Here is a 26,238-nt window from a genome sequence, read left to right on the forward strand (position 1 = left end):
TCGTGAACGACCAGGCCCCTCGCAAGCGCCCCGCAAAGCCCTATCGCCGGCCCAAGAAGGACCCGGTGCGGATACTCGCCTTCGAGGCGCTGCGGGCCGTCGACGAGCGGGACGCGTACGCGAACCTGGTGCTCCCGCCGCTGCTCCGCAAGGCCCGGGAGCAGGAGGGCTTCGAGACGCGTGACGCCGCCCTCGCCACCGAGCTCGTCTACGGGACGCTGCGCCGCCAGGGCACCTACGACGCGATCATCGCCGCCTGCGTGGACCGCCCGCTGCGCGAGGTCGACCCGCCGGTGCTGGACGTCCTGAGCCTCGGCGCCCACCAGCTGCTCGGCACCCGCATCCCCACCCACGCGGCGGTCTCGGCCACCGTCGAGCTGGCCCGGGTGGTGCTCGGCGACGGGCGGGCCAAGTTCGTCAACGCCGTCCTGCGCAAGATCGCCGCCCATGAGCTGGACGGCTGGCTGGAGAAGGTCGCCCCGCCCTACGAGGACGACCCCGAGGAGCACCTCGCCGTCGTCCACTCCCACCCGCGCTGGATCGTCTCCGCGCTGTGGGACGCGCTCGGCGGCGGCCGGAACGGCATCGAGGACCTGCTGGAGGCGGACAACGAGCGCCCCGAGGTCACCCTGGTCGCCCGCCCCGGCCGGGCCACGACCGAGGAGCTGATCGCGGCCGCCGGCGAGGACTCCGCCCTGCCCGGCCGCTGGTCGCCCTGCGCGGTCCGGCTCGCCGAGGGCGGCGAGCCCGGCGCGCTGGAGCCCGTCCGGGAGGGACGCGCGGGCGTCCAGGACGAGGGCAGCCAGCTGATCGCCCTCGCCCTCGCCGACGTCCCCGTCGACGGGCCGGACGAGCGCTGGCTGGACGGCTGCGCGGGCCCCGGCGGCAAGGCCGCGCTGCTCGGCGCGCTCGCCGCGCAGCGGGGCGCCGCGCTGCTGGCGTCCGAGAAGCAGCCGCACCGGGCCCGCCTCGTCGCCCGCGCCCTGGCCGGCAACCCCGGCCCGTACGAGGTCATCGCCGCGGACGGTACGCGTCCGCCGTGGCGCGAGGGGTCCTTCGACCGGGCCCTGGTCGATGTGCCCTGCTCGGGTCTGGGCGCCCTGCGCCGCCGTCCCGAGGCCCGCTGGCGTCGCCGCCCCGAGGACCTGGCCGGCTTCGCGCCGCTCCAGCGGGGGCTGTTGCGCGAGGCGCTGCGCTCCGTGCGCGTCGGCGGTGTCGTCGGCTACGCCACCTGCTCGCCGCACCTGGCGGAGACCCGGGCCGTCGTCGACGACGTGCTGCGCGGCCGCGGCGGCGAGGCCCCGCCCGCCGAGTGGATCGACGCCCGTCCCTTCATGCGGGGCGTTCCGGCACTGGGCGAGGGGCCGGACGTCCAGCTGTGGCCGCACCTGCATGGCACGGACGCCATGTATCTGGCGCTGCTGCGCCGTACGGGCTGACCCGCCGGTCGGGGCGCCCTCCGGGGCGGTGAGCCCATCCGGCCGGGGCGGTCCGGCACCGCCGGGCACGTGGCCGGTGGCCGGTCGCCGCTGCGGCGGGAGGGGAGCCCCGGTCCCGCCCCTTCCCGTAACCGGGGGCGAGCCCCCGGCCCCCCGGGTCCGGGGCGGAGCCCCGGGAAACCGGGGGCACCTCCCAGCGGTAGCCGGGGGAGAAAGGGCGGGATCGGGGACTCCTCCCGCCGCGACGGCGACCAGCCCACGCGACGCGTTTCGGCGGTGCCGAACCGGCCGCACGCGGCGGGACCCGGGCGCCCGGGCCGATCCGCCCGGCACGGCCCCGTGTCAAAGACAACCCCCGCGGCATGGCAGGCTTGGGGCATGGCAGTGCAGATCAACCCCAGCATCCTCTCCGCGGATTTCGCCCGGCTCGCCGACGAGGCGCAGGCCGTGCGGGGCGCCGACTGGCTCCACGTCGATGTGATGGACAATCACTTCGTCCCCAATCTGACGCTCGGCGTTCCCGTCGTCGAGTCGCTGCTGAAGGCGACCGACACGCCGCTGGACTGCCATCTGATGATCGCGGACCCCGACCGCTGGGCCCCGCAGTACGCGGAGGTGGGCGCCGGCTCGGTGACCTTCCACGCGGAGGCGGCCCACGCGCCCGTACGGCTCGCGCGGGAGATCCGGCGGCTGGGGGCCCGGGCGTCGATGGCGCTCAAGCCCGCCACGCCCATCGAGCCCTTCGAGGACCTGCTCCCCGAGCTCGACATGCTGCTGATCATGACCGTCGAGCCGGGCTTCGGCGGCCAGTCGTTCCTCGACATCATGCTGCCCAAGATCCGCCGCACCCGTGAGCTGATCTCGCGCCACAACCTCCCCATCTGGCTCCAGGTGGACGGCGGCGTCTCGGCCGCCACCATCGAGCGGTGCGCGGAGGCGGGCGCGGACGTGTTCGTGGCCGGCTCCGCCGTCTACGGTATGGACGACCCGGCGGAAGCCGTACGGGCCCTGCGCGCCCAGGCGGAGCAGGCCACCCTCGGCGCGCCCTGGGCCTGCGCGCACTGAGCGGGCCGTGCCGCTCGCCCGAATTGCTGAGGGCCGAGGTCGAGGTCTGATCGCGGACCGTCGAATCTGACAGGATGACATCGGGTCCACGCGTCACAGCGGGACAGCTTCAGCAGAAACAGCTACATACACACCAGTAGCTACCCACGCGGTAGCAGCAAGCTTGACCACAGTAGTGAGGAGACCGCGGTGTCGACGGGCGGCCGTTCAGCCACGCCTATGGGGCCCGCCGAGCTGGTGCAGGCGGCGGCGATGGCCCGCCGTTTCTACCTCGAGGGCAAGTCGAAGATCCAGATCGCCGAGGAGTTCGGCGTGAGCCGCTTCAAGGTGGCCCGGGTGCTGGAGACGGCGCTCGAGCGCGATCTGGTGCGGATCGAGATCCGGGTGCCTGCCGAGCTGGACGCGGAGCGCTCCGACGCGCTGCGCGCCCGCTACGGCCTGCGCCACGCGGTCGTCGTGGAGTCGCCGGCCGATGCCGCCGACGACGCCGCCGACCCGGAGAACCTCGGCGAGGTCGCGGCCGGCCTGCTCGGCGAGCTGGTCCACGAGGGCGATGTGCTCGGCCTCGCCTGGGGCCGCTCCACCATCCACATGGCCGCCGCCCTCCACCGGCTGCCCCCCTGCACGGTGGTCCAGCTCACCGGTGTCTACGACGCGGGCACCGCCGAGCGCGGTTCGGTGGAGGCCGTCCGCCGGGCCGCCCAGGTCGCCGGCGGCGAGGCCCACCCGATCTACGCCCCGATGCTGCTGCCGGACACGGCCACCGCCGCCGCCCTGCGCGGCCAGACGGGCATCGCCCGGGCCTTCGAGTACTTCGACCGGGTCACCGTCGCCGCCGTGTCCATCGGCTCCTGGGAGTCGGGCGTCTCCACGGTCTACGACATGCTCACCGAGGAGGAGCGCGAGCACTACGCCTCCCTCGGCGCGACCGCGGAGATGTCCGCCCACCTCTTCGACGCCGAGGGCCGCCGCATCGGCCGGGACCTGGGCGAGCGCTGCATCACCGTCGAGGCCGACCGGCTGCGCCGCATACCGGAGGTCGTCGCGATCGCCGGCGGGCTGCGCAAGGCGGCGGCGATCGGCGCGGTGCTCCGCTCCGGTCTGGTCACCAGCCTGGTCACGGACACCGCCGCCGCCGACTACCTCCTCCACGAGACGGGCCCGGGTCCCCGTCCGGCCCTGGACCGCGCCGACCCCGACGGGGCCTGAAGACGGCCGCGCGGCCCGGTTTTCCGGTATCCGCGCAGGTCACCGGCGGGGGTTGGAGGATCGACCAAGGCCCTCCCGGACAGCCCTGGAGGTTCGGGACTGGCACGGCGCCCCCGTCGGCATGGGAGAATGAAGTACGTGCTTTTCCCTCGGCATGCCTTGTCGGGGGTCACCTCGAACGACTGGGATGTATCAGCACGTGCGTTTCCTCAATGACCAGAAGCCGCCGTACGACCTGACGTACGACGATGTGTTCATGGTGCCGAGCCGCTCCGCGGTCGGCTCCCGCCAGGGTGTGGACCTCTCCTCGCCCGACGGGACCGGCACCACCATTCCGCTCGTGGTCGCGAACATGACCGCGATCGCCGGCCGCCGCATGGCGGAGACGGTCGCCCGCCGCGGTGGCCTCGTCGTCATTCCCCAGGACATTCCGATCGAGGTCGTCACCGAGGTCATCTCCTGGGTCAAGGGCCGTCACCACGTGCTCGACACCCCGATCGTGCTGGCCCCCACCCAGACCGTCGCCGACGCGCTGTCCCTGCTGCCGAAGCGGGCCCACGGCGCCGGTGTCGTCGTCGACGCGGACCACCGCCCCGTCGGTGTCGTCACCGAGCACGACCTGACCGGTGTGGACCGCTTCACCCAGCTCTCCGAGGTCATGTCCAAGGAGCTGCTGCTCCTCGACGCCGACATCGACCCGCGCGAGGCCTTCAACCAGCTGGACGCCGCGCACCGCAAGCTGGCCCCGGCCGTCGACAAGGACGGCAGGCTCGTCGGCATCCTGACCCGCAAGGGCGCCCTGCGCGCGACGCTGTACACCCCGGCCGTCGACGGTGAGGGCAAGCTGCGCGTCGCCGCCGCCGTGGGCATCAACGGCGACGTGGCCGGCAAGGCCAAGGCCCTGCTGGACGCCGGTGCCGACACCATCGTCGTGGATACCGCGCACGGCCACCAGGAGGGCATGATCTCCGCGGTCAAGGCCGTCCGGTCGCTCGACCCGCGGGTCCCGATCGTCGCGGGCAACATCGTCGCCGCCGAGGGCGTGCGCGACCTCATCGAGGCCGGCGCGGACATCATCAAGGTCGGTGTGGGCCCGGGTGCCATGTGCACCACCCGCATGATGACCGGCGTGGGCCGCCCGCAGTTCTCCGCGGTGCTGGAGTGCGCCGCCGAGGCCAAGAAGTACGGCAAGCACGTCTGGGCCGACGGTGGCGTCCGTCACCCGCGCGACGTGGCCATGGCGCTGGCCGCCGGCGCCTCCAACGTCATGATCGGCTCCTGGTTCGCCGGGACGTACGAGTCCCCGGGCGACCTCCAGCAGACCGCCGACGGCCGGCTGTACAAGGAGAGCTTCGGCATGGCGTCGGCCCGTGCCGTGCGCAACCGCACCTCCGAGGAGTCCGCCTACGACCGGGCCCGCAAGGGTCTGTTCGAGGAGGGCATCTCCACCTCCCGGATGTTCCTCGACCCGGCCCGCCCGGGCGTCGAGGACCTGATCGACTCGATCATCGCGGGTGTCCGTTCCTCCTGCACCTACGCGGGCGCGGGCTCCCTGGAGGAGTTCGCCGAGCGGGCCGTCGTCGGCGTCCAGAGCGCCGCCGGCTACGCCGAGGGCAAGCCGCTGCACGCCAGCTGGCAGTAGCCCGCACCGCCCTGAAGGGGCGCGATCCGGTTCGCCGGGTCGCGCCCCTTTTTTGCTACCCCTGTACCGATTCATAACACCGTGCGCAATGATTCACTGCTAAAAGCACCCCGACGCAATGATCGAACGGGCATACGCAAGAATGGTGCATTACGAGCGCGGGCCCTCACCTCGTAAGGTCTGCGCAGAACGTGGAGTGGCGGATACCGCTTGCTCGGCGGTACCCCCTCGCTACGGGTTTGCTCTGCCATGCCGGCGCGCGCCCCGGGGTCGCCGTGCCGCCGCTCCCGACCGGCACCCCCCGACCGGGAATCATTGAACGGAGCGACCCCTGTGGGATCGACCCCAGTGTTGGACAAAGGCGCATCGACGGCCGTGACCGCCGACGCCAAGCGAGCCCCGCTGCCGACCGCCGGCTTCGGTGCCCGCCTGATGCGCCGCAAGCCCGTCGAGCGCCTGGTCGCCGAGGGCGGCCAGGGCGAGGGCGGCACGCTGCGCCGTTCGCTCGGCATGTGGCAGCTGACGATGATCAGCATCGGCGCCACGCTGGGCACCGGCATCTTCGTGGTGCTGGGCACGGCCGTGCCCAAGGCCGGCCCCGCCGTGGTGATCTCCTTTGTGATCGCCGGTCTCACCGCGCTCTTCTCGGCCCTGTCCTACGCCGAGCTCGCCGGCACCATCCCGGTCTCCGGCTCCTCGTACTCCTACGCCTACGCCACCATGGGCGAGGCCGTCGCCTGGATCTGCGGCTGGTGCCTGATCCTGGAGTACGGCGTCTCCGTCGCGGCCGTCGCCGTCGGCTGGGGCCAGTACCTCAACGAGCTCCTCGAGGGCACCACCGGCGTCACCATCCCGACGTGGATGGCCAACCCGCCCGGTGTGGACGGCGGCGTCTTCAACCTGCCGGCCCTGCTCGTCGTGCTCCTGTGCATGGCCTTCCTGCTGGGCGGGGCCAAGGAGAGCGCCCGCGCCAACGCCATCATGGTGGGCGTGAAGATCGTGGCCCTGCTGCTCTTCTGCGCCGTGGCCTTCACCGGCATCCGCGCCGGCAACTACGCCCCCTTCATGCCGCTCGGCCTCGGCGGCGTCAGCGCCGCGGGCGCCAGCCTGTTCTTCTCGTACATCGGCTTCGACGCCGCGTCGACGGCCGGCGAGGAGGCGAAGGACCCCAAGAAGGACCTGCCCAAGGCGATCATGCTCTCGCTGCTGATCGTCACGGCCCTCTACGTCCTGGTCGCGGCCGTCGCCGTCGGCGCCCTGCCGTGGAAGAAGTTCGAGGGTTCCGAGGCCGCGCTGGCCGGGATCATGAAGGACGTCACGGGCCAGAGCTTCTGGGCCGTCCTCCTGGCCGCCGGTGCCGTCATCGCCATCGCCAGCGTCGTGCTGACCGTCCTCTACGGCCAGACCCGCATCCTCTTCGCGATGTCCCGCGACGGACTGGTCCCCAAGTCCTTCGCCAAGGTCAGCAAGAAGGGCGTCCCGGTCGCCAACACCGTGATCGTCTCGCTCTTCTGCGGTGTCCTGGCCGCCGCCGTGCCGCTCGGCCAGCTCGCCGACGCCACCAGCATCGGTACGCTCTTCGCCTTCGCGCTGGTCAACGTCGCCGTCATCGTGCTGCGATTCACCCGCCCCACCATGAAGCGCAGCTTCCGGGTACCGCTTTCGGGTGTGCGGATCCCCTTCGGTGACACCACGGTGCCGCTGGCGCCCGTCTTCCCCGCCATCGGCTGCGCCCTGTGCGTCTACATGATGACCAGCCTGGACGTGGTGACCTGGGAGGTCTTCGGCAGCTGGATGGTCGTCGGCCTGGTGGTCTACTTCGCCTACGGCATGCGCAGCTCGCGGCTGGCCCGGGAGGCCGCCGGTGAGCCGGTGGCGGACGTGACCGAGGCGGCCCAGGAGGCGCCCGAGGCGGCTCCGAAGGCGGCGGCGAAGACTGCCCAGGCCCCTGCCAAGGCCCCCGCCAAGGGCGCGAAGCCGGCGGCGAAGCCCTCCGCGAGGTCCCGGAAGCCCTCCAACCGGAAGTGATCTTCCTCCGCGCCGCCCTATGATCCCTGGCTGCCGGGTCCGCTCCGCGCGAGCCCGGCAGCCGTTTTCGGGTATGTCGACGGCCCCGGCCCGGCCGTCCGGGGCACGGAAGGGATCACATCCGATGAGCAGCCCCCACCTCCTGCTGACCGGCGACCGCCTCGCCCTGGGCATGCCCCGTGACGAGATGCTGACCGAGTACCACAGATGGGAGACCGACCCCGGCAGCGTCCTGGGCCGCGGCAGCGGCTTCCCGCAGACGTGGGAGGCCCGGGCCGAGGAGTGGGACCGCGCTCTCGACGACCGCGACCATCCGTGCTTCGAGATCGTCCGGCTCAAGGACAAGCAGCCCATCGGCCTCGCCTCGCTACGGGTCGACGCCCGTGAGCGACGGGCCGAGTTCTCCATCCTGATCGCCCCGGCCCACCGCGGCCGGCGCTTCGCCGAGGAGGCCACCCGGCTGACCCTGGACTGGTCCTTCCACCTGGGCGGGCTCCACACCGTGTGGCTGAAGGTCCTGGAACCCAACCGGGCCGGGATCACCGCCTTCGCGAAGGCCGGGTTCCGGCCGACCGGCCGCTTCCGCAAATCCGGCCACTGGATGGGCCAGCGCGTCGACGAAGTCCTGATGGACGCCCTGGTCGAGGACTTCCCCGGGCCCTCCGCCATGGTCGGCACCCTGGGCAGATGAGCCGCCCGGGCCGCGCACGGGTCGGGAGCGGGGCCGGGCACGTGATCTACTGCAGGTAGCAGTAGCCATGACCCGGAGAAAAGTGATCCACCCGCCGTGCGATTGAACGAGCTCGACGAACGCATCGTGCATGCCCTGGCCGAGGACGCCAGGCGCTCCTACGCCGACATCGGAGCGGAGATCGGCCTGTCCGCGCCCGCCGTGAAACGGCGGGTGGACCGGCTGCGCGCCGAGGGCGCCATCACCGGCTTCACCGTACGCGTGGACCCGGCGGCGCTCGGCTGGGAGACCGAGGGGTTCATCGAGCTCTACTGCCGTCGCAACACCTCGCCCGAGGCGATCCACCGCGGCCTCTCGCGCTACCCGGAGGTGGCGTCGGCCTCCACCGTCACCGGTGAGGCCGACGCCATCGTGCAGATCTTCGCCTCGGACATGCGCCACTTCGAGCGGGTCCTGGAGCGCATCGCGGGCGAGCCCTTCGTGGAGCGCACCAAGTCCGTGCTGGTCCTCTCGCCGCTGCTGCGCCGCTTCAGCTCCGGCGCCCCGTCCTGACCGTTCCGGCCGGCCCGGTCCGCGTACGGCGGGTCACCGGCGGCCGGCGACACCGATCGCGCCACCGGCGTCGAGCCTGCTGACGCGCCGCTGGGCGGCGAAGGCGGCCGCCGGGTAGCGGGGGTCGGGCCGCAGGGCGTGTTCGCGCAGGCAGGCCTCGGTGAACTTGATGACGTGCTCGTCGCCGTGCTCCACCGCCCGCGCGGCCAGCTCGGGCAGCGCGGGCGCCGCCTGCGCCTCCGCCCGCCAGGCGTCGGTGCCCTCGGCGCGCCGGTCGGTCGTGAACGCCAGCAGGAAGGTCGTGTGGACCTGCCAGAGGGCGGCCAGCGTCGGCTCGTGCAGCTCCGGCGGCAGGTGGGGGAGGACCAGCCGGGCGGCCGCGGGCGCGGTCACCCCGTGGATCAGCGGGACGGGGAAGACCTCGGGGTGGGCGAGGTAGACGTCGGCGAACCGCAGGGTCATCTCGCTCAGCAGCCGGTCCGCGCCGTCCGGCGCGAGCGACTCCAACGCCTCGCCGTAGCCGGGGAGTTCGGCGAGCCGCGCGAGGCGCTGCCGGGGGACCTCCGGGGTCAGCGGCCCGTCGTGCGGGACGCGGGGGAGCGCGGCGATCGCGCCGGCCAGGCCGTACGTCCCGGTCAGGCGCGGGCGGCCGGGGAGCTCGGTGAAGCGGGCGGCCCAGTAGGCCAGCCCCCGGGCGAGCTCGTCCAGCTGGAGCGGGGTGGGCCGCTCGGCGGCGTACAGGCCGCGCACGGCGTGCGCGGTGCGGATGAGGCCGTGGGTCAGCCCGGCGAAGAGGCCGGGGAGCAGCCGCGGCCACCAGCGGACGAGCACCTCGCGCCAGTGCGCCCCGGCGAGTTCGCGGGTGAAGAGGGCCTCCCAGTCGCCGGCCCGGTCGAACGCCCCGAGCGCGGGGCGCCAGGAGGATTCGTCGGCGGGGTCCAGGGGGAAGCGTGCGGCGGGCGGCTCGTGGTGCTCCATGGCGCGGCGGTAGCGCTCCACCCACCGGGAGACCTCGTCCTCGTGCCCGAGGAGGGCCAGTGCCTCGGCCCCCATCGGGCCGTGATTGGCCAGGTCGACGCCCTGGCCGCGTTCGTACCCCAGATCCTTCATGCGCTCCAGGGCGTCGTTGAGGGCATCGCTGTAGCTGATCGACGGCATGATTCGGCCACCCATACCTTTCGGATATCCCAATGGTTCGGAGTTCCAAAGCATCTACAATCGAAGTATGCCGCACGCGATCAGAACCGGGACACCGCCCCGCACCCCGACCGCCGAAGAGGTCGAAGTCATCGCCCTCGTCCCCCTGTTGGAGCCCTTCTTCCGCAAGGTGAGGGTCCGCGAGCAGATGCCGCCGGCGCTGGGCGAGGCCATGGAGCAGCACGGGCTCACGGCGCGGCACGGCGCCGTGCTGCCGCACCTGCTGGCGGGGGTGCCGCTCACTGTCGGCCAGATCGCCGGGCGGCTGCACGTCTCCCTGCCGACCGCCAGCGAGCTGGTCGGGGCGCTGAGCCGGGCGGGGATCGTGGAGCGGTCGGAGGACCCGGCGAACCGCCGCCGGGTGCTCGTCTCCCTGTCGGAGGAGTACCGGCCCCTGCTGGAGACCTTCATCGCACGGCGGGGCGAGCCGCTGCTGCGGGCACTGGACGGGCTGACGCGGGAGGAGCGGGCGGGCTTCGTGGCCGGGCTGGCGGCGTGGGTGCGGGAGGTCCAGGGCTGACTTCCGCTGTCCGGCCCTTGAGACCGGGGGTCCGACGCAACGATTCGCCGCTACCAGGCGAAAACACGCAACGAATCCACCGTCGTCGCGCAACGTCCGTGCCTTGTCCGGCCAAGAGCCGAAACCTTACCGTCGAGTCGTTTAAACGTACGAGCGTTTGAACTGACCTGCTCGACTGCTGAAGAGGACGACGCATGACGCCGCTGCGCATCGCGCTCTGCCAAGGCCCCAGCGGCGTTCCCGCCTCGACCGCCGACAGCATCGCCGCCCTGGACGACGCCGCGCGCCGGGCCACCGCCGCCGGCGCCCGGCTGCTGCTCACCGACGAGCTGTTCCTGACCGGGTACGCCCTCGGTACGGCCGTCGCCGGTCTCGCCGAGCCCGCCGACGGCCCCGGCGCACAGGCCGTCGCCCGGATCGCCGCCGAGCACGGCCTGGCCATCGGCTACGGCTACCCCGAGCGCGACGGCGCGGAGATCTTCAACTCCGTCCAGCTGATCGGCCCCGACGGGGCCCGGCTCGCGAACTACCGCAAGACCCATCTCTTCGGCGAGTACGAGACCACCAGCTTCACCCCCGGCCGGGACCTCGTCGTCCAGGCCGAGCTCGACGGCGTCCGGATCGGGCTCCTGATCTGCTACGACGTCGAGTTCCCCGAGACCGTCCGGGCGCACGCCCTGGCCGGCACCGAGCTGCTGCTCGTCCCCACCGCGCTGATGCGGCCGTACGAGATCGTCCCCCAGACGATCCTCCCGGCCCGCGCGTGGGAGAGCCAGCTCTACATCGCCTACGCCAACCGCTGTGGCGTGGAAGGCGACTTCACCTTCGCGGGGCTGTCCTGTCTGGCCGCCCCGGACGGGACCGTACGGGCCCGGGCCGGCGCCGGCGAGGACCTGGTCGTCGCCGACGTCGACCCGGAGCTGCTCCGGGCGTCACGCGCCGAGAACCCCTATCTCGACGACCGCCGCCCGGCGCTCTACACCTCGCTCACCTGACCCGCGGCACCCGCCCCGCGCTCCCCCTCAACACCCCCTGCCAGTAGGAGAGTCCAGCCGATGACGTCCACGGTGCCCCCCGCCGCCCACGACGAGCACGAGCAGGTCCAGCCCGTCGAGCCGCCGATCACCATGTTCGGCCCGGACTTCCCCTTCGCGTACGACGACTTCCTCGCCCACCCGGCGGGCCTCGGCCAGATCCCGGCCACCGAGCACGGCACCGAGGTCGCCGTCATCGGCGGCGGTCTGTCGGGCATCGTCGCGGCGTACGAGCTGATGAAGATGGGCCTCAAGCCCGTCGTCTACGAGGCCGACCAGATCGGCGGCCGGCTGCGTACCGTCGGCTTCGAGGGCTGCGACGACGAGCTGACCGCCGAGATGGGCGCGATGCGCTTCCCGCCGTCCTCCACGGCCTTCCAGCACTACATCGACCTGGTGGGCCTGGAGACCAAGCCGTTCCCCAACCCGCTGGCGCCCGACACCCCCTCGACCGTCGTCGACCTCAAGGGCGAGTCGCACTACGCCGAGACGATCGACGACCTGCCGCAGGTCTACCGTGACGTCGCCACCGCGTGGAACGCCTGTCTGGAGGAGGGCGCCGACTTCTCCGACATGAACCGCGCCATGCGCGAGCGCGACGTGCCGCGCATCCGCGAGATCTGGGCGAAGCTCGTCGAGAAGCTCGACGACCAGACCTTCTACGGCTTCCTCTGCGAGTCCGAGGCCTTCAAGTCCTTCCGGCACCGGGAGATCTTCGGCCAGGTCGGCTTCGGCACCGGCGGCTGGGACACCGACTTCCCCAACTCCATCCTGGAGATCCTGCGCGTCGTCTACACCGAGGCGGACGACCACCACCGCGGCATCGTCGGCGGCAGCCAGCAGCTTCCGCTGCGGCTGTGGGAGCGCGAGCCGGAGAAGATCGTCCACTGGGCGCAGGGCACCTCGCTGTCCTCGCTGCACGGCGGCGACCCCCGCCCGGCCGTCACCCGGCTGCACCGCACGGCGGGCAACCGCATCACGGTGACCGACGCGACCGGCGACATCCGCACCTACCGGGCGGCCATCTTCACGGCGCAGTCCTGGATGCTGCTCTCCAAGATCGCGTGCGATGACTCGCTCTTCCCGATCGACCACTGGACGGCGATCGAGCGCACCCACTACATGGAGTCCTCCAAGCTCTTCGTGCCCGTGGACCGGCCGTTCTGGCTGGACAAGGCCGTCGACGACGAGGGCAACGCGACCGGCCGGGACGTCATGTCGATGACGCTCACCGACCGGATGACCCGCGGCACCTACCTGCTGGACAACGGCCCGGACAAGCCCGCCGTCATCTGCCTCTCCTACACCTGGTGCGACGACAGCCTCAAGTGGCTGCCGCTGTCGGCGAACGAGCGTCTGGAGGTCATGCTCAAGTCGCTCGGCGAGATCTATCCGAAGGTCGACATCCGCAAGCACATCACCGGCAACCCGGTGACGATCTCCTGGGAGAACGAGCCCTACTTCATGGGCGCGTTCAAGGCCAACCTGCCGGGTCACTACCGCTACCAGCGACGGCTGTACACCCACTTCATGCAGGAGCGCCTCCCCGAGGACAAGCGCGGTATCTTCCTCGCGGGCGACGACATCTCCTGGACGGCCGGCTGGGCCGAGGGCGCCGTCCAGACCGCGCTGAACGCCGTGTGGGGCGTCATGCACCAGTTCGGCGGCGGCACGGACGCCACCAACCCCGGCCCGGGCGACGTCTTCGACGAGATCGCGCCCGTCGAGCTGCCGGAGGACTGAGCCGCTCCACCGCCGCGGCCGCTGACGCGCGCCCGCCCGTTCGTACGGGGTGGGCGGGCGCGCGTCAGCCCAGCGGGGTGAGGAGACAGCGGCCGACCAAGCCCACGCCGGCGTCGACGCGGTCGGTGAACTCCTCGGCCAGCTCGGGCAGATCGCGTATCGCCCACAGCGCGCGGAACGAGGCCCAGGCCGCGTTCCGCGCGGCCTCCAGGGTCCAGGAGCCGACCAGATGGGTCAGGGGGTCGGCGACGTCGAGCACGTCCGGGCCCGGCATCAGCTCCTCGCGGATCCGCTCCTCCAGGGCGACGAGGGTCTCGCCGATCCGGTGGAAGTCCCCCTGCAGGGCGTGCGGCTCGGCCCCCAGCGCCCGGCAGGTGTCGACGAGCGCCAGCGCCAGGTCGTGGCCGATGTGGGCGTTGATCCCCGCCAGCGCGAATTGCAGCGGCCGGACGGCCGGATGGCCGCGCAGCTGGAACAGCGGCCGCCAGCAGGCGGGCTGCCGTCGCCCCCGCGCGGCCTGGTCGACTGCGCGCAGATAGCGCTCGGCGAAGCGCACGTCCAGCTCCGTCATGGCGGTGCGGTCCCCGAAGCCCCCCGTAGCCGCCCGGCGGCCGACCTCCTCGGTGACGGTCAGATACACCCGGTTGAAGACGGCCACCCCGTCACCCGGCGGCAGCGCGGCCTCCAGCTCCCGCATCCGCGCCAGAACCCCCTCGATGCCGGCGGGCACCGCCGGCTGTGCCCGCGTCATCGTCATGCACACAGAGTGACAGGCGAACGCGGAGCGTAGGCGGACTGGTCCGACAGTTAACCAGAACGGGTGAACCGGGGCGCCGCGCCGGGAGCCGGCGGCGGCGCACCGGGTGCGGTCACGCCCCGCCGCGCGCCGGGGCCTCGCCGTCGCCGGCGCCGCCCTCGACCGGGTCGTAGCTGCTCGTGCCCTCGTCCAGCAGCGGCTCCTGCGCCTTGAGGTGCGCCGGGGCCAGGGCCCGCAGGACGTGATAGCCGGACAGCACCACGATCGTGCCGAGCGCGATGCCGCCCAGTTCGAAGTTCTTGCCGAACTTCAGGGAGACGCCGCCAATGCCGATGATGACGCCCGCGGCCACCGGCACCAGGTTCAGCGGATTGCGCAGGTCGACCTTGTTGTGGACCCAGATCTGCGCGCCCAGCAGGCCGATCATGCCGTACAGGATCACGGTGATGCCGCCGAGCACGCCGCCCGGGATCGCCGCGACGACGGCCCCGAACTTCGGGCAGACGCCGAAGAGCAGGGCGAAGACGGCCGCGGCCCAGTAGGCGGCCGTGGAGTAGACACGGGTGGCGGCCATCACGCCGATGTTCTCGGAGTACGTGGTGTTGGCCGGTCCGCCGACCGCCGTGGAGAGCACCGTCGCCGCGCCGTCCGCCGCGATCGCGGGGCCCAGCTGGTCGTCCAGCCGGTCGCCGGTCATCTCGCCGACGGCCTTGACGTGCCCGGCGTTCTCCGCGATCAGCGCGATGACCACCGGCAGCGCCACCAGCGCCGCCGACCAGCCGAAGCTCGGCCCGTGCAGCGAGGGCAGGCCGACCCAGTCCGCCTTGGCCACCCCCGACAGGTCCAGCCGCCAGTGGTCGACGGCCTCGGCGCCGCCGTTGACCGAGTGGATCTTGCCGAAGACCCGGTCGGACACCCACGACAGGGCATAGCCGAAGAGCAGACCGAGGAAGATCGCGACCCGGGACCAGAAGCCCCGCAGGCACACCACCGCCAGCCCGGTGAAGAGCATGGTGAACAGCGCCGTCCACTGGTCCTGCGGCCAGTACGTCCGCGCCGTGACCGGCGCCAGGTTGAAGCCGATCAGCATGACCACGGCGCCGGTGACCACCGGCGGCATCGCCGCGTGGATGATCCGCGCGCCGAACCGCCGCACCAGCAGGCCGGCCAGGAACAGCACCACGCCGACCACGAGGATCGCGCCGGTGACCGCCGAGCTGTCGCCGCCCTGGGCCCGGATGATCGCCGCGACGCCGACGAAGGAGAGGCTGCACCCCAGATAGCTGGGCACCCGGCCGCGGGTCACCAGCAGGAAGAGCATCGTGGCGATGCCCGACATCATGATCGCGAGATTCGGGTCGAGACCCATCAATACGGGTGCTACAAAAGATGCGCCAAACATTGCCACCACGTGCTGGGCGCCCAGCCCCGCGGTCCTCGGCCACGAGAGCCGCTCATCCGGTCTGACGACGGCGCCGGGGGCGGGGGTGCGCCCGTCCCCGTGCAGGGTCCAGCGGACGCCCAGGCCCATGACTGCTCCCAAAATGTTCGCGTTGTGCTGATCCGGACCATGCTAAGCGGGCCCGGCGGGTGCTCCCGCGCGCCCGGAGCCCGGTGCCGGGAGGGCGGCGCCCCGCCTGGGGTGTTGCTGCGATCGGCGCAATAAACACCTCGTAGGGCTGTATGGCCACGACCGCCGGATGTTTATCGGTTGATGCGAGGTATGCGTCTCGGTGTCCGATTTCCTGCAATTCAGGAGACACACATGCGCAAGCACGTCGGCCGCACCGCGGCCGCCGCGATCATCGCCGCCGCAACCGTCGTTCCGGTCGCCGGGGTCGCTCAGGCCGCGCCGCAGATCGCGTCCGGCAACCAGGTCAAGGGCTGGGACGACGACCACGACTGCGACCGCGGCCGGGACCACGGCCGTGGCGACCGTGACAAGGGACGCGACCGCGACAAGGGCCGCGACCGTGACAAGGGCCGCGACCGCGACAACGGCCGCGACCGTGACCGCGACCGTGACCGCGACCGGGGTCGTGACCGGGACTGCGACCGCGGCCGTCACCACGACGACTGCGACCACCACGTCCACCACCACATCTACCGGCACGTCTGGACCCACCACAACAACTGGTGGGACTGGGGCGGCATCTGGCTCGGCGGCTGGAAGCACCACAACCGCGGCTGGGGCGGCGGCCACAACCGCTGGGGCGGAGGCGGCTGGGACGAGGACTGCGGCGGCGGCCGCTGGGGTGGCCGCGGCGGCTGGGGCGAGGAAGGCGGCCGCTGGGGTGGCCGCGGCGGCTGGGAAGAGGACTGCGGTGGCGGCAAGTGGGGCCACCACGAGCGCTGGGGCGGCGGCGAGGACTGCAACCGCGGCTGGGGCGGCCACGGCGGCGGCCACGGCGGCTGGTGATCTGACCCCTCGCGCCTGAACAGTCCCCCTCCACCGCGGGCCGTCGCCGCACCCTCCGGGGTACGGCGCACGGCCCGCGGCGGCGTGCGGTGCCACCGGCCCGACGGCGACCAGCCACGACGCACCAGCGGATGACGTACCGGACATCCAGCGGAGCGCTCAGCGGCGCTCGACGGCCGGGGCGGCCCGGCCGGCCGCCGCCGCGCGGGCCGGGGCGCGCAGCACGCCCGCGCCCGCCACCAGCCCCGCGGCCCCCGCCGTCACCAGGGCGAAGGACACCGTGAGCGAGCTGGCGTTCGCGATCTGCCCGATCACGGCAGGCGCCACCAGCCCCGAGGTGTAGGTGATGGTGGCCACGCCCGCTATCGCCTGACTGGGCTCGGGCCCGCTGCGCCCCGCCGCCGCGAAGGCCAGCGGCACGACGACCGCGATGCCCAGCCCCAGCAGGCCGAACCCGGCGATGACCGGCACCGCCGACCCCCCGGCGACCACCAGCACCCCGCCGGCCGTCGCCAGCACGCCCCCGGCCCTTACGGTGCGCACCGGCCCGAAGCGCCGCACCGCCGCGTCGCCCGCCAGCCGGGCCGCCGCCATCGTGCAGGCGAAGGCCGTGGTGCAGCCCGCCGCGACCCCGGCGCCGGAACCGACGACGTCCCGCAGATAGACCGCCGACCAGTCCAGGCTCGCGCCCTCCGCGAAGACGGCGCAGAACCCCACCGCCCCGATGGCCAGCGCCGACCGCGGCGGAGTCGAGAACCGCGGCGGAGGATGCTCCTCCGGCTCGGCGCGCAGATCCAGCGCCCAGTGGCACACGACCGCGCCCAGCGGGACCAGGACGCCGGCCGCCAGCCCGAGATGGACCCGGGCGTCCGTACCGGCGTGCGCGGCGAACGTGCCCGCCGCCGAACCGGCGAGCGCCCCGGCGCTCCACATCCCGTGCAGCCCGGACATGATCGAGCGGCCCAGATGCTCCTCGGTGCGCACGCCCAGGGCGTTCATGGCCACGTCCGCCATCCCGGACGTGGCCCCGTACACCGCCAGCGCCGCGCAGAACGTGATCATCCCGGGGGCGAGGGCGGGCGGGACCAGCGAGGCGCACCACAGGGCGAGCAGGGCGCGCAGCGCGGTCCGTGAGCCGTAGCGGTGACTTATCCGCCCCGCGAGCGGCATCGCGAGCGAGGCGCCGACGGCGGGCAGGGCGAGCGCCAGCCCGAGCCGGCCGGCGCCGATGCCGAGGTGGTCCTGGAACCAGGGCACGCGGGTGGCGAAGTTGCCGGTGACCGCGCCGTGCACGGCGAAGACCGCCGCCATCGCCACGCGGGCCCGGCGTACCGCCGCCGGGGGACCGTCGTGTTCCACGTGTCCCGTGCTGCCGTCCATACGACCCCTCCTCGGCATCGGCCCGTCTTCACGGCCCTCAGTGCATCAGCAGGTGCCGAGGTCCTGCCATACGCCCCATTCGCCGGTGGTCCCGGGCTCCTCGCCCTTGGTCCACCACTTGGCCTTCCAGTTGTGGGACTTCCAGGAGACGGTGGCGCCGCCGTTGTAGGCGGTCGCCGCGTCCCAGGCGGGGGTGGCGCAGGCGCCGCCGGTCGGGGTGGCGGTGGGCGTGCCGGTAGGGGTGGCGGTCGGGGTCGCCGTCGGGGTGCCGGTGGGGGTCGGGGTGGCGCCGCCGGGGTCGACCACGGTCGTCCCCCGGGCCAGGTCGCCGGCCAGCGCGTACGTCGTCCCGCCGAGGGTCACCGTCCAGTTGGACGGGGTGGCGGCCGGGAGGTAGTAGACGAAGTCGACGACGGCCGTGGCGCCCGGGGCGAGCGACTGCCAGGAGGGCAGCTTGAGGGAGACCCGGTTGTAGTCGCCCTTGAGGCCGCCGATGTTGTTCGCCGCCGTGTGGTCGCCGCGGACGACCTTCAGGCCCCAGCCGGACTGGTCCTTGGCGTTGCCCGGAGCCGAGTTGCCGTAGTCGAACTGGAACTCGGAGCCGCCGGGGACGGTGGTCCTGCTGTTGTTGGTGATGCGCAGCTTGGGGCTGATGGGGTAGTTGGAGTCGCCGAGGGGGAAGTCGGTGAGGCTGACGTCGATGTCGAGGGCCTGGGTGGGCAGGTCGGTGGTCGCGCGCCGGGCGCCGTAGGCGGGGGCGGACTTGAAGGCGTCGTACATCGCCGAGGTGAGCGTGGTGCCGGGCTCGTACTGGCCCTTGGCGGCGTTCCAGCCGTAGTCGCCGGCGAGTTCCCAGATCATGGTGCCGCCGAGGCCCTTGTCCACGACGTACTGGGCCTTGGCCTTGACCGACTGCTCGTCCTCGGTGGAGAGGAAGACCTTCTTGTCGGCGTTCCACAGCCAGGGCGCGGTGAGCGTGGCGTCGTAGCGGCGGGCGTAGGTGCCGGTGAGCTTGGTGCCGGCGGGGAAGCCGTAGCGGGTGAGGTAGTCCCCGGCGACGCCCTTCTCCAGGTTCTTGGCGTGCCACATGGGGTTGGAGCCGGCCGGGGACTCCTTGCCGTCGTCGTCCAGGTCGTGCCAGAGGTTGTCGATGCCGACGGCGCCGTCGCCGCAGGTCGTCAGGCCCGAACCGGCCGGGCAGGCGGTCGTCTTCGCCTGGCCCCACAGGCCGTCGGTGCCGCCGGTGACGTTCTTCCAGCCGCGGGTGTAGTACGGCAGGCCGAGGTTGACCCGGCCGGGCGGCAGGGCGCCGCGGAAGTAGTGGTAGGCCCAGTCGCCGTTGAGGTAGCCGATGCCGCCGTACTGGGCGGTGGTGTAGACGCCCCACTTGGCGAGTTCGGCGTCCTTTCCGTCGTCGTACAGCGCGGCGTTCGGGCCGACGAATTCGTTCCAGGCGCCGTGGAGGTCGTACGACATGACGTTGACGTAGTCCAGGTACTTCGTGGCCTGGTAGGTCTCCATGCCGCGCAGGAGGTATCCGGAGGAGGGCGCGGCGACGGAGAGGAGGTAATGCCTGCCGTCGGCGGCGCCCGCCCGGTCGAGCTTTTCGCGGAGGGTCTTCAGGAGTGCGGTGTAGCCCTTGTTGAGCCCGCCGCGCCGGGCGTTGGCGAGCGCCCAGTCCTTGGGGTTCCCGGCGTCCTTCATGGAGGTCGGGTACTCGTAGTCGATGTCGACGCCGTTGAACCCGTACTTCTTGACGAACGCGACGGCGGAGTCCGCGAAGGTGTCGATGCCCGTCTGGTTGACCGAGCCGTCGGCGTTCGTGGCCGTCTTGTAGAAGCCGCCGGAATCGACGCGCTTGCCGTTCTCGTCGATGTATCCGCCGGTCTCGGCCCAGCCGCCCACGGAGATGAGGGTCTTCACGTCCGGGTGCTGTTTCTTGAATTTGTTGAGCAGGTTGAAGTGGCCCTTGTAGGGGAGGGCCGGGTCCATTTCCGCGCCGGCCGTTCCGGGCCAGGTCATCCCGGTCGCGGGATTGTCCGGGCCGTCCGCGCCGATGGATATCTTGTCGTCCTGCCCGACGTGCGCGAAGGCGTAATTGAGGTGGGTGACCTTGTCCCAGGGGATGTCGGGGGCCAGATAGGCGGGGGTGCCGTCCTTGCCGGTGCGCCAGCCGGTGAAGTAGCCGATGACGCGGCGCTGGTGGTCGGCGCCCATCTTCTCCCGGCCGGCGGTGTCGTAGACCGAACAGTAGGGGACGTCGACGCCCGGGGTGGCGTAGAGGCCGTCGGGGCGACAGGCGGACTGGTCCTGGGCGTGCGAGGCGGTGGCCGAGAGGGTGCCGACGAGCAGCCCGGCCAGCGCGGTGCCCGCCGACGCGAGGGCGGCGGTCCTTCGGACGCGGGGTCCGGTTGGTCTCTTCAGGGACAACACGAGCGTGTTCCTCACAGTGGGGGCTCTTGCGAGCGCGGTGCGTGGGGGGCTTGCGACGTGCTGTGGCCCGTGGTGGTGTGCGCCGACCGGCGGGCCTGCTGTGCTTTCTCAAAGACATGGCTCGGAGGTGTGGCAGAGGTTAAGAGGACTAGACCAGTGCGTCAATAGGTCCGGACCAAGCCTCCGTATTCCCCCGTCGCCCTCGGTGTGAGCCTCGGCGCACTGTGTCAAGTCCCCATGGACACCGCGGCGCCGCCCGGCGTACGCTCGGAACGTCCGGCCGGTGGATCAAGAAACCGCAGGTCAGGCGCCCTGTACTATTGAGCGAACAATTTTTTACGCAGCGCACTCCGGGGTCGGTGAAAATCCGAACCGGCGGTTACAGTCCGCGACCCGACCGCAGCCGGCGGCCGGTTGACCAGGTGAAATTCCTGGACCGACGGTTAAAGTCCGGATGGGAGGCAGTGCGCGGCGGGCACGCATCGGCACCACCGTCACAGGTGACGCGGATGGGTGGCGGTCCCACCGGTTTCACCACTGGCACCGTCGTACCCTCTCCCGTCCCCCGCCGGACGGTCCCCGCCGCTGTGGTCCCGCTCATCGTCGTCCCCTGACGACGCCCCGGAGTCCGTTGCCCGATGAGGCAGGAGGACCCTGGTGGCCACCGCGACCGAAGCAGACGCCATGCGACGCGCCATCGCGCTCGCCGCCCGCGCCCTCGGCTCCACCAGCCCCAACCCCGTCGTCGGCTGTGTCGTCCTCGACCCCCGCGGCCGGGTCCTCGGCGAGGGCTGGCACCAGCGGGCCGGCGGTCCGCACGCCGAGGTCAACGCCCTGCGCGCCGCCGCCGACGCCGGCCATGACGTCCGGGGGGCCACCGCCGTCGTCACCCTCGAACCCTGCAACCACACCGGCCGCACCGGACCCTGCGCCCAGGCCCTCGTCGAGGCCGGCGTCGCCCGGGTCGTCTACGCGGTCGCCGACCCCGATCCCACCGCCACCGGCGGCGCGGCCACCCTGACCGCCGCCGGCGTCGACGTCGAGGGCGGCCTCCTCACGGGCCCGGCCGCCGAGGGCAACGCCGCCTGGCTCACCTCCGTGCGCCACGCCCGCCCCTTCGTCGTCTGGAAGTACGCCGCCACCCTCGACGGCCGCAGCGCCGCCGCCGACGGCACCAGCCGCTGGATCACCTCCGCCGAGTCCCGCGCGGACGTCCACCGGCTGCGCGCCGAGGCCGACGCCGTCGTCGTCGGCTCCGGCACCCTGCGCGCCGACGACCCCCACCTGGCCGTACGCGGCGAACCGCTCCGCCGGGGCACCGTCACCCAGCCGCTGCGCGTCGTCGTCGACACCCACGCCACCGTCAAGCCCGGCGCCCGCGTCCTGGACGACGCCGCGCCCACCCTCGTCGCCGTGGCCGAGGACGCCGACACCCGCCACCTCCCCGGCGTCGACACCGTACGGCTGCCGCGCGCCGAGGGCGGCACCGGACTCGACGTCCACGCGCTGCTCGACGTCCTCCACCGCCGTGAGATCCGCTCCGTCCTGCTGGAGGGCGGACCCACCCTCGCCGGCGCCTTCCTGGCCGCCGGCGCCGTCGACCGTGTCATCGGCTATCTGGCCCCCGCCCTGCTGGGCGCCGGACCGGCCGCCCTCGGCGACGCCGGGATCACCACCATCGCCGGGGCGCTGCGCCTCGACGTCACCGACGTCTCCCGCCTCGGCCCCGACCTGCGCGTCACCGCCACCCCCCTCGCTCCCGCCACCGCTCCCGCCACCGAGGAGAACTGACAGTGTTCACCGGAATCGTCGAAGAACTGGGCGAGGTCGTCGCCGTCGAGGAGCTCGGCGACAGCTCCCGCTTCCGGCTGCGCGGCCCCCTGGTCACCGAGGACGCCAAGCACGGCGACTCCATCGCCGTCAACGGCGTCTGCCTCACCGTCGTGGACACCGCGGACGGCGAGTTCACGGCCGACGTGATGGCCGAGACCCTCAAGCGCTCCAGCCTCGGCGCCCTCGCCGCCGGCTCCCGCGTCAACCTCGAACGCCCCATGGCGCTCGGCGGGCGCCTCGGCGGCCACCTGGTCCAGGGCCACGTCGACGGCACCGGCACCATCGTCGAGCGGGTGCCCGGCGAGCACTGGGAGATCGTGAAGATCGCCCTCCCGGCCCCGCTCGCCCGCTACGTGGTGGACAAGGGCTCCATCACCGTCGACGGGGTGAGCCTGACCGTGGTCGAGGCCGGCGACGACTTCTTCACCATCAGCCTCATCCCCACCACGCTCGCCCTGACCACCCTCGGCGTCAAGCAGCCCGGGGACCCGGTCAACCTCGAGGTCGACGTCCTCGCCAAGTACGTCGAGCGGCTCCTCGGCCGGCCCGGCGCCGAGGAGGTCGTGGCGTGAGCGCCCTCGACTGGCTGAGCCAGGAGGCCTTCTCGGCCTTCGGCCAGAAGGTGATCTGGTCCGACATGATCGGCAACACCATCGGCCTCGCCGCCCTCGCCCTCGGCTGGCGCCGCTCCATATGGACCTGGCCCGCCCAGCTGCTGTCCGGCCTCATCCTCGTCACCGCCTACGCCTCCGCCCACCTCAGCGGTGGCGTCGGCAAGCAGCTCCTGGTCATCGGGGTCGCGGCGTGGGGCTGGCGGCAGTGGACCCGCGGCAGGCGGCAGGCCCAGGACGGCTCCCTCGCCATCCGCTTCGCCACCTGGCGCGAGCGCGCGGCGCTGCTCGCCGGCACCGCCGTCGGCACCGTCGCCGTCGGCGCCCTCTTCACCGCCGTCCCCGAACTGTCCTGGAACCCCTGGCCGGACGCGTACATCTTCGTCGGCACCCTCGCCGCGATGGTCGCCCAGGCCCGCGGCCTGGTGGAGTTCTGGTTCGCCTGGCTGCTCGTCGACGTCGTCGGCGTCCCGCTCGCCTTCGACAGCGGGCTCGCCTTCTCCGGCCTCGTCTACGTCGTCTACTTCGCCCTCGTCCTGTGGGGCATGCGCGACTGGTGGCTGCGCTCCCGGATGAGCGACGTCACGGCAACCGTTACGGAAGGAGTGGCGGCATGACCGCCCTGCAGAGCTGGTACGCGAGCGACGAGATCGTCCTGGACCCCGTCGAGCGCGCCATCGCCGACGTGGCCGCGGGCCGGCCCGTCGTCGTCGTGGACGACGCCGACCGCGAGAACGAGGGTGACCTCATCGTCGCCGCCGAGAAGGTCACCACCGAGATCGTGGCCTTCATGATGAGCGAGTGCCGCGGCCTGATCTGCGTACCCATGGAGGAGCCGGACATCGACCGGCTCGACCTGCCGCAGATGGTCACCCGCAACACCGAGTCCATGCGCACCGCCTTCACCGTCTCCGTCGACGCCTCCCGCGCCCACGGCACCGACACCGGTATCTCCGCCGCCGACCGCGCCGTCACCATCCGGCTGCTCGCCGACCCGGCCGCCATCCCCGGCGACTTCGTCCGCCCCGGCCACGTCTTCCCGCTGCGCGCCAAGCCCGGCGGCGTCCTGGCCCGCAACGGCCACACCGAGGCCGGCGTCGACCTCGCCCGCCTCGCCGGGCTCCGCCCGGCCGCCGCCATCGTGGAGATCGCCGGCGAGGACGGCGCCATGCTCCGCCTGCCCGAGCTGGTCCCCTTCGCCCGCAAGCACGGCCTGTCGATCATCTCCATCGAGGACCTGATCGCCTACCGCCGCGCCGCCGAGCCCACCGTCCGGCGCGAGGCCGAGACCCGGCTGCCCACGGCCTTCGGCGACTTCACGGCCTACGGCTACCGCTCCACCGTCGACGGCGTCGAGCACATCGCGCTGGTCGCCGGCGAGCTCGGCGACGGCGAGGACGTCCTGGTGCGCGTCCACTCCGAGTGCCTCACCGGCGACGTCTTCGGCTCGCTGCGCTGCGACTGCGGACCCCAGCTGCACGCCTCCCTGGAGCGCGTCGCCGACGAGGGCCGGGGCATCGTCCTCTACCTGCGCGGCCACGAGGGCCGCGGCATCGGCCTGCTGCCCAAGCTGCGCGCCTACCAGCTCCAGGAGGACGGCCACGACACACTCGACGCCAACCTGGAGCTGGGCCTGCCGGCCGACGCCCGGGACTACGCCGCCGGCGCGCGGATCCTCACCGATCTCGGGGTGCGCTCGCTGCGGCTGATGACCAACAACCCCGACAAGACCGCCGCCCTCGTCCGGCACGGCCTCAAGGTCAACGGCCGCGAGCCCATGCCCGTCCAGGCCGGCGAGCACAACCTGCGCTATCTGCGGACCAAGCGGGACCGCATGGGACACGACCTGCCGTGGCTCGACGGCGAACAGCACGTGTCCGCCTGCGGCAACCAGTGATCAGAAGCAACGACAGACGAAGGAGACGGTAAGTGAGCGGCAAGGGCGCCCCCCAGCTGAGTGTGAAGAACTGCCAGGACCTCCGGGTGGCGGTGATCGCGGCACAGTGGCACGAGAAGGTGATGGACGGTCTCGTCGACGGCTCCCTGCGGGCCCTCCACGAGCTCGGCATCGACGAGCCGACGCTGCTGCGCGTCCCCGGCAGCTGGGAGCTGCCCGTCGTGGCCAAGGTGCTGGCCGGCCGGGGCTACGACGCCATCGTCGCCCTCGGCGTCGTCATCCGCGGCGGCACCCCGCACTTCGACTATGTGTGCCAGGGCGTCACCCAGGGCCTGACCCAGGTCTCCGCCGACACCGGAGTCCCCATCGGCTTCGGCGTGCTGACCTGTGACGACGAGGCGCAGGCCCTGGACCGCGCCGGCCTGGAGGGCTCCGCCGAGGACAAGGGCCACGAGGCGGTCACCGCGGCCGTCGCCACGGCGGTCACCCTGCGCTCGGTCTCCGAGCCCTGGCACTGACCCCGGCGGGGAGCGGCGTAGGGTAGGGGGACCATGTCCAAGAAGACGTTCGAGGAGCTCTTCGTCGAGCTCCAGCAGAAGGCCTCCGGCGACCCCGCCACCTCCCGCACCGCCGAGCTGGTGGGCAAGGGCGTCCATGCCATCGGCAAGAAGGTCGTCGAGGAGGCCGCCGAGGTCTGGATGGCCGCCGAGTACGAGGGCGCCGAGGCCACGGCCGAGGAGATCTCCCAGCTGCTGTACCACCTTCAGGTGATGATGGTGGCCCGGGGCATCTCCCTCGACGACGTATACGCTCATCTGTAGATCCACCGGATCTCAGAGACCAATCCCCAGCCGTTCTTTCTCCGTACAAAATCTCCGCACAAAAGGAAAACGACCTCATGCTGCGCATCGCCGTTCCCAACAAGGGTTCTCTCTCCGAGCCTGCGTCGGCGATGCTCCATGAGGCCGGCTACCGCCAGCGCAAGGACCGCAGGGAGCTCGTCCTCGTCGACGCCGAGAACGACGTCGAGTTCTTCTTCCTGCGGCCCCGCGACATCGCGGTCTACGTGGGCTCCGGCCGGCTCGACATCGGTATCACCGGCCGCGACCTGCTGCTCGACTCCGGCTCCAAGGCCGAGGAGATCATGCAGCTCGGCTTCGCCGGGTCGACCTTCCGCTACGCGACCCGCCCGGGCACGGCCCAGGACGTCAGCGAGTTCGGCGGCATGACGATCGCCACCTCCTTCGCCGGCCTGGTCACCAAGCACCTGGCCGACAACGGCGTCGACGCCTCCGTCGTCCACCTCGACGGCGCCGTCGAGACCGCCATCCAGCTCGGCGTCGCCGAGATCATCGCGGATGTCGTCGAGACCGGCACCACCCTGCGCAACGCCGGGCTGGAGATCATCGGCGAGCCGATCCTCAAGTCCGAGGCCGTCGTCATCCGCCGCCACGGCGCCCCCGCCGACGACCCCAAGGTCCGCCAGTTCCTCCGCCGGATGCAGGGCGTCCTCGTCGCCCGCCGCTACGTGATGATGGACTACGACATCCGAGTGGAGCACGTCGAGCGCGCCGTCGCCCTCACCCCCGGCCTGGAGTCGCCCACCGTCTCCCCGCTGCACCACGAGGGCTGGGTCGCCGTCCGCTCGATGGTCCCCGCCCAGGACGCCCAGCGCATCATGGACGAGCTCTACGAGCTGGGCGCCCGCGCCATCCTGACCACCGGCATCCACGCCTGCCGCCTCTGACGGTCCCGCAGGGCCCCTACGCACCCACCGATCCGAGGAAG

23 protein-coding genes and 1 riboswitch are annotated in these 26,238 nt (G+C 72.4%); of the genes, 18 read left to right on the forward strand and 5 right to left on the reverse strand.

The window, feature by feature from the left end; genetic code table 11:
• Positions 1–2 precede the first annotated feature (2 nt).
• From ACFYZR_RS13530 to ACFYZR_RS13560, 7 genes are all read left to right on the forward strand, one after another.
• Positions 3–1,439 (forward strand): RsmB/NOP family class I SAM-dependent RNA methyltransferase, encoded by a 1,437-nt coding sequence (locus tag ACFYZR_RS13530; protein ID WP_391909396.1) that lies wholly within the window; start codon positions 3–5, stop codon positions 1,437–1,439.
• Positions 1,440–1,817: 378 nt separating this feature from the next.
• Entirely contained in the window at positions 1,818–2,504 is a 687-nt protein-coding gene (gene rpe, locus ACFYZR_RS13535) for a ribulose-phosphate 3-epimerase (protein ID WP_311610445.1), read from the forward strand.
• A 219-nt stretch (positions 2,505–2,723) separates the two neighbouring features.
• Positions 2,724–3,713, forward strand: coding sequence for a sugar-binding transcriptional regulator (locus ACFYZR_RS13540; RefSeq protein ID WP_391909400.1), 990 nt, complete (start codon positions 2,724–2,726; stop codon positions 3,711–3,713).
• 187 nt (positions 3,714–3,900) lie between these two features.
• Complete coding sequence (locus tag ACFYZR_RS13545; RefSeq protein ID WP_391909403.1) at positions 3,901–5,355, forward strand: GuaB1 family IMP dehydrogenase-related protein; 1,455 nt, start codon at positions 3,901–3,903, stop codon at positions 5,353–5,355.
• A 348-nt stretch (positions 5,356–5,703) separates the two neighbouring features.
• On the forward strand, positions 5,704–7,383 hold the full coding sequence (locus ACFYZR_RS13550; protein ID WP_391909406.1) for an amino acid permease: 1,680 nt from the start codon (positions 5,704–5,706) through the stop codon (positions 7,381–7,383).
• A 124-nt stretch (positions 7,384–7,507) separates the two neighbouring features.
• Complete coding sequence (locus ACFYZR_RS13555; RefSeq protein WP_391909408.1) at positions 7,508–8,074, forward strand: GNAT family N-acetyltransferase; 567 nt, start codon at positions 7,508–7,510, stop codon at positions 8,072–8,074.
• Positions 8,075–8,170: 96 nt separating this feature from the next.
• Positions 8,171–8,626: an Lrp/AsnC family transcriptional regulator gene (locus tag ACFYZR_RS13560; RefSeq protein ID WP_126913291.1), complete on the forward strand. Its 456-nt coding sequence runs from the start codon at positions 8,171–8,173 to the stop codon at positions 8,624–8,626.
• A gap of 33 nt (positions 8,627–8,659) precedes the next feature.
• Here ACFYZR_RS13560 and ACFYZR_RS13565 read toward each other — a convergent pair whose 3' ends face one another.
• The gene (locus ACFYZR_RS13565) at positions 8,660–9,799 is read right to left on the reverse strand and encodes a hypothetical protein (protein ID WP_391909411.1); all 1,140 of its coding nucleotides are present in this window, start codon (positions 9,797–9,799) and stop codon (positions 8,660–8,662) included.
• Between the two features lie 52 nt (positions 9,800–9,851).
• Here ACFYZR_RS13565 and ACFYZR_RS13570 point away from each other — a divergent pair, with 52 nt between their 5' ends.
• The 3 genes from ACFYZR_RS13570 to ACFYZR_RS13580 all read left to right on the forward strand — a co-directional run bounded on the left by ACFYZR_RS13570 (position 9,852) and on the right by ACFYZR_RS13580 (position 13,120).
• Positions 9,852–10,343, forward strand: a complete 492-nt coding sequence (locus ACFYZR_RS13570) for a MarR family winged helix-turn-helix transcriptional regulator (RefSeq protein ID WP_391909414.1) — start codon at positions 9,852–9,854, stop codon at positions 10,341–10,343.
• A 194-nt stretch (positions 10,344–10,537) separates the two neighbouring features.
• On the forward strand, positions 10,538–11,338 hold the full coding sequence (locus ACFYZR_RS13575) for a carbon-nitrogen hydrolase family protein (RefSeq protein ID WP_391909418.1): 801 nt from the start codon (positions 10,538–10,540) through the stop codon (positions 11,336–11,338).
• Positions 11,339–11,398: 60 nt separating this feature from the next.
• Complete coding sequence (locus tag ACFYZR_RS13580) at positions 11,399–13,120, forward strand: flavin monoamine oxidase family protein (protein ID WP_391909420.1); 1,722 nt, start codon at positions 11,399–11,401, stop codon at positions 13,118–13,120.
• 64 nt (positions 13,121–13,184) lie between these two features.
• On the opposite strand, the gene ACFYZR_RS13585 is transcribed toward ACFYZR_RS13580, so the two are convergent.
• Positions 13,185–13,877 carry a DUF5995 family protein gene (locus ACFYZR_RS13585; protein ID WP_391909423.1) on the reverse strand — a complete coding sequence of 231 codons (693 nt, stop codon included), beginning with the start codon at positions 13,875–13,877 and terminating at the stop codon, positions 13,185–13,187.
• A 112-nt stretch (positions 13,878–13,989) separates the two neighbouring features.
• Positions 13,990–15,408 carry a uracil-xanthine permease family protein gene (locus ACFYZR_RS13590; protein WP_391909425.1) on the reverse strand — a complete coding sequence of 473 codons (1,419 nt, stop codon included), beginning with the start codon at positions 15,406–15,408 and terminating at the stop codon, positions 13,990–13,992.
• A gap of 234 nt (positions 15,409–15,642) precedes the next feature.
• On the opposite strand from ACFYZR_RS13590, the gene ACFYZR_RS13595 reads away from it, so the two are divergent.
• Positions 15,643–16,296: a hypothetical protein gene (locus tag ACFYZR_RS13595; RefSeq protein WP_391909428.1), complete on the forward strand. Its 654-nt coding sequence runs from the start codon at positions 15,643–15,645 to the stop codon at positions 16,294–16,296.
• Between the two features lie 159 nt (positions 16,297–16,455).
• Here ACFYZR_RS13595 and ACFYZR_RS13600 read toward each other — a convergent pair whose 3' ends face one another.
• Both ACFYZR_RS13600 and ACFYZR_RS13605 read right to left on the reverse strand, forming a co-directional pair.
• A complete protein-coding gene (locus ACFYZR_RS13600; protein ID WP_391909431.1) occupies positions 16,456–17,676 on the reverse strand; it encodes an MFS transporter in 1,221 nt (406 codons plus the stop codon).
• 45 nt (positions 17,677–17,721) lie between these two features.
• Positions 17,722–20,100, reverse strand: a complete 2,379-nt coding sequence (locus ACFYZR_RS13605) for a chitinase C-terminal domain-containing protein (protein WP_391909812.1) — start codon at positions 20,098–20,100, stop codon at positions 17,722–17,724.
• A 350-nt stretch (positions 20,101–20,450) separates the two neighbouring features.
• A riboswitch (FMN riboswitch) is annotated at positions 20,451–20,581 on the forward strand.
• 185 nt (positions 20,582–20,766) lie between these two features.
• On the opposite strand from ACFYZR_RS13605, the gene ribD reads away from it, so the two are divergent.
• From ribD to hisG, 7 genes are all read left to right on the forward strand, one after another.
• On the forward strand, positions 20,767–21,900 hold the full coding sequence (gene ribD / locus ACFYZR_RS13610) for a bifunctional diaminohydroxyphosphoribosylaminopyrimidine deaminase/5-amino-6-(5-phosphoribosylamino)uracil reductase RibD (RefSeq protein WP_391909434.1): 1,134 nt from the start codon (positions 20,767–20,769) through the stop codon (positions 21,898–21,900).
• 2 nt (positions 21,901–21,902) lie between these two features.
• Positions 21,903–22,514, forward strand: coding sequence for a riboflavin synthase (locus ACFYZR_RS13615; RefSeq protein WP_391909437.1), 612 nt, complete (start codon positions 21,903–21,905; stop codon positions 22,512–22,514).
• The gene (locus ACFYZR_RS13620) at positions 22,511–23,170 is read left to right on the forward strand and encodes a nicotinamide riboside transporter PnuC (RefSeq protein ID WP_391909440.1); all 660 of its coding nucleotides are present in this window, start codon (positions 22,511–22,513) and stop codon (positions 23,168–23,170) included. Before ACFYZR_RS13615 ends, ACFYZR_RS13620 begins: the two co-directional genes overlap by 4 nt.
• The gene (locus tag ACFYZR_RS13625) at positions 23,167–24,450 is read left to right on the forward strand and encodes a bifunctional 3,4-dihydroxy-2-butanone-4-phosphate synthase/GTP cyclohydrolase II (RefSeq protein ID WP_391909443.1); all 1,284 of its coding nucleotides are present in this window, start codon (positions 23,167–23,169) and stop codon (positions 24,448–24,450) included. The genes ACFYZR_RS13620 and ACFYZR_RS13625 overlap by 4 nt, the downstream gene beginning before the upstream one ends.
• A 32-nt stretch (positions 24,451–24,482) precedes the next feature.
• Positions 24,483–24,968: a 6,7-dimethyl-8-ribityllumazine synthase gene (gene ribH, locus ACFYZR_RS13630; RefSeq protein ID WP_391909446.1), complete on the forward strand. Its 486-nt coding sequence runs from the start codon at positions 24,483–24,485 to the stop codon at positions 24,966–24,968.
• 33 nt (positions 24,969–25,001) lie between these two features.
• Positions 25,002–25,271: a phosphoribosyl-ATP diphosphatase gene (locus ACFYZR_RS13635; RefSeq protein ID WP_045932822.1), complete on the forward strand. Its 270-nt coding sequence runs from the start codon at positions 25,002–25,004 to the stop codon at positions 25,269–25,271.
• Between the two features lie 77 nt (positions 25,272–25,348).
• On the forward strand, positions 25,349–26,197 hold the full coding sequence (gene hisG, locus ACFYZR_RS13640) for an ATP phosphoribosyltransferase (RefSeq protein WP_361707834.1): 849 nt from the start codon (positions 25,349–25,351) through the stop codon (positions 26,195–26,197).
• Positions 26,198–26,238 lie beyond the last annotated feature (41 nt).

It is taken from the genome of Streptomyces sp. NPDC001678, assembly GCF_042892945.1.
In the GTDB taxonomy this organism is placed as follows: Bacteria; Actinomycetota; Actinomycetes; order Streptomycetales; family Streptomycetaceae; genus Streptomyces.

Excerpts from the sequence above, each read along its gene's own strand:
- rpe (WP_311610445.1), top strand. The coding sequence starts at position 1,818 with ATGGCAGTGCAGATCAACCCCAGCATCCTCTCCGCGGATTTCGCCCGG.
- ACFYZR_RS13570 (WP_391909414.1), top strand. The coding sequence starts at position 9,852 with ATGCCGCACGCGATCAGAACCGGGACACCGCCCCGCACCCCGACCGCC.
- ACFYZR_RS13600 (WP_391909431.1), bottom strand. The coding sequence starts at position 17,676 with ATGGACGGCAGCACGGGACACGTGGAACACGACGGTCCCCCGGCGGCG.
- ACFYZR_RS13575 (WP_391909418.1), top strand. The coding sequence starts at position 10,538 with ATGACGCCGCTGCGCATCGCGCTCTGCCAAGGCCCCAGCGGCGTTCCC.
- ACFYZR_RS13590 (WP_391909425.1), bottom strand. The coding sequence starts at position 15,408 with ATGGGCCTGGGCGTCCGCTGGACCCTGCACGGGGACGGGCGCACCCCC.
- ACFYZR_RS13545 (WP_391909403.1), top strand. The coding sequence starts at position 3,901 with ATGTATCAGCACGTGCGTTTCCTCAATGACCAGAAGCCGCCGTACGAC.
- ACFYZR_RS13595 (WP_391909428.1), top strand. The coding sequence starts at position 15,643 with ATGCGCAAGCACGTCGGCCGCACCGCGGCCGCCGCGATCATCGCCGCC.
- ACFYZR_RS13540 (WP_391909400.1), top strand. The coding sequence starts at position 2,724 with ATGGGGCCCGCCGAGCTGGTGCAGGCGGCGGCGATGGCCCGCCGTTTC.
- ACFYZR_RS13580 (WP_391909420.1), top strand. The coding sequence starts at position 11,399 with ATGACGTCCACGGTGCCCCCCGCCGCCCACGACGAGCACGAGCAGGTC.
- ACFYZR_RS13625 (WP_391909443.1), top strand. The coding sequence starts at position 23,167 with ATGACCGCCCTGCAGAGCTGGTACGCGAGCGACGAGATCGTCCTGGAC.
- ACFYZR_RS13585 (WP_391909423.1), bottom strand. The coding sequence starts at position 13,877 with ATGACGATGACGCGGGCACAGCCGGCGGTGCCCGCCGGCATCGAGGGG.
- ACFYZR_RS13555 (WP_391909408.1), top strand. The coding sequence starts at position 7,508 with ATGAGCAGCCCCCACCTCCTGCTGACCGGCGACCGCCTCGCCCTGGGC.
- ACFYZR_RS13565 (WP_391909411.1), bottom strand. The coding sequence starts at position 9,799 with ATGGGTGGCCGAATCATGCCGTCGATCAGCTACAGCGATGCCCTCAAC.
- hisG (WP_361707834.1), top strand. The coding sequence starts at position 25,349 with ATGCTGCGCATCGCCGTTCCCAACAAGGGTTCTCTCTCCGAGCCTGCG.
- ACFYZR_RS13635 (WP_045932822.1), top strand. The coding sequence starts at position 25,002 with ATGTCCAAGAAGACGTTCGAGGAGCTCTTCGTCGAGCTCCAGCAGAAG.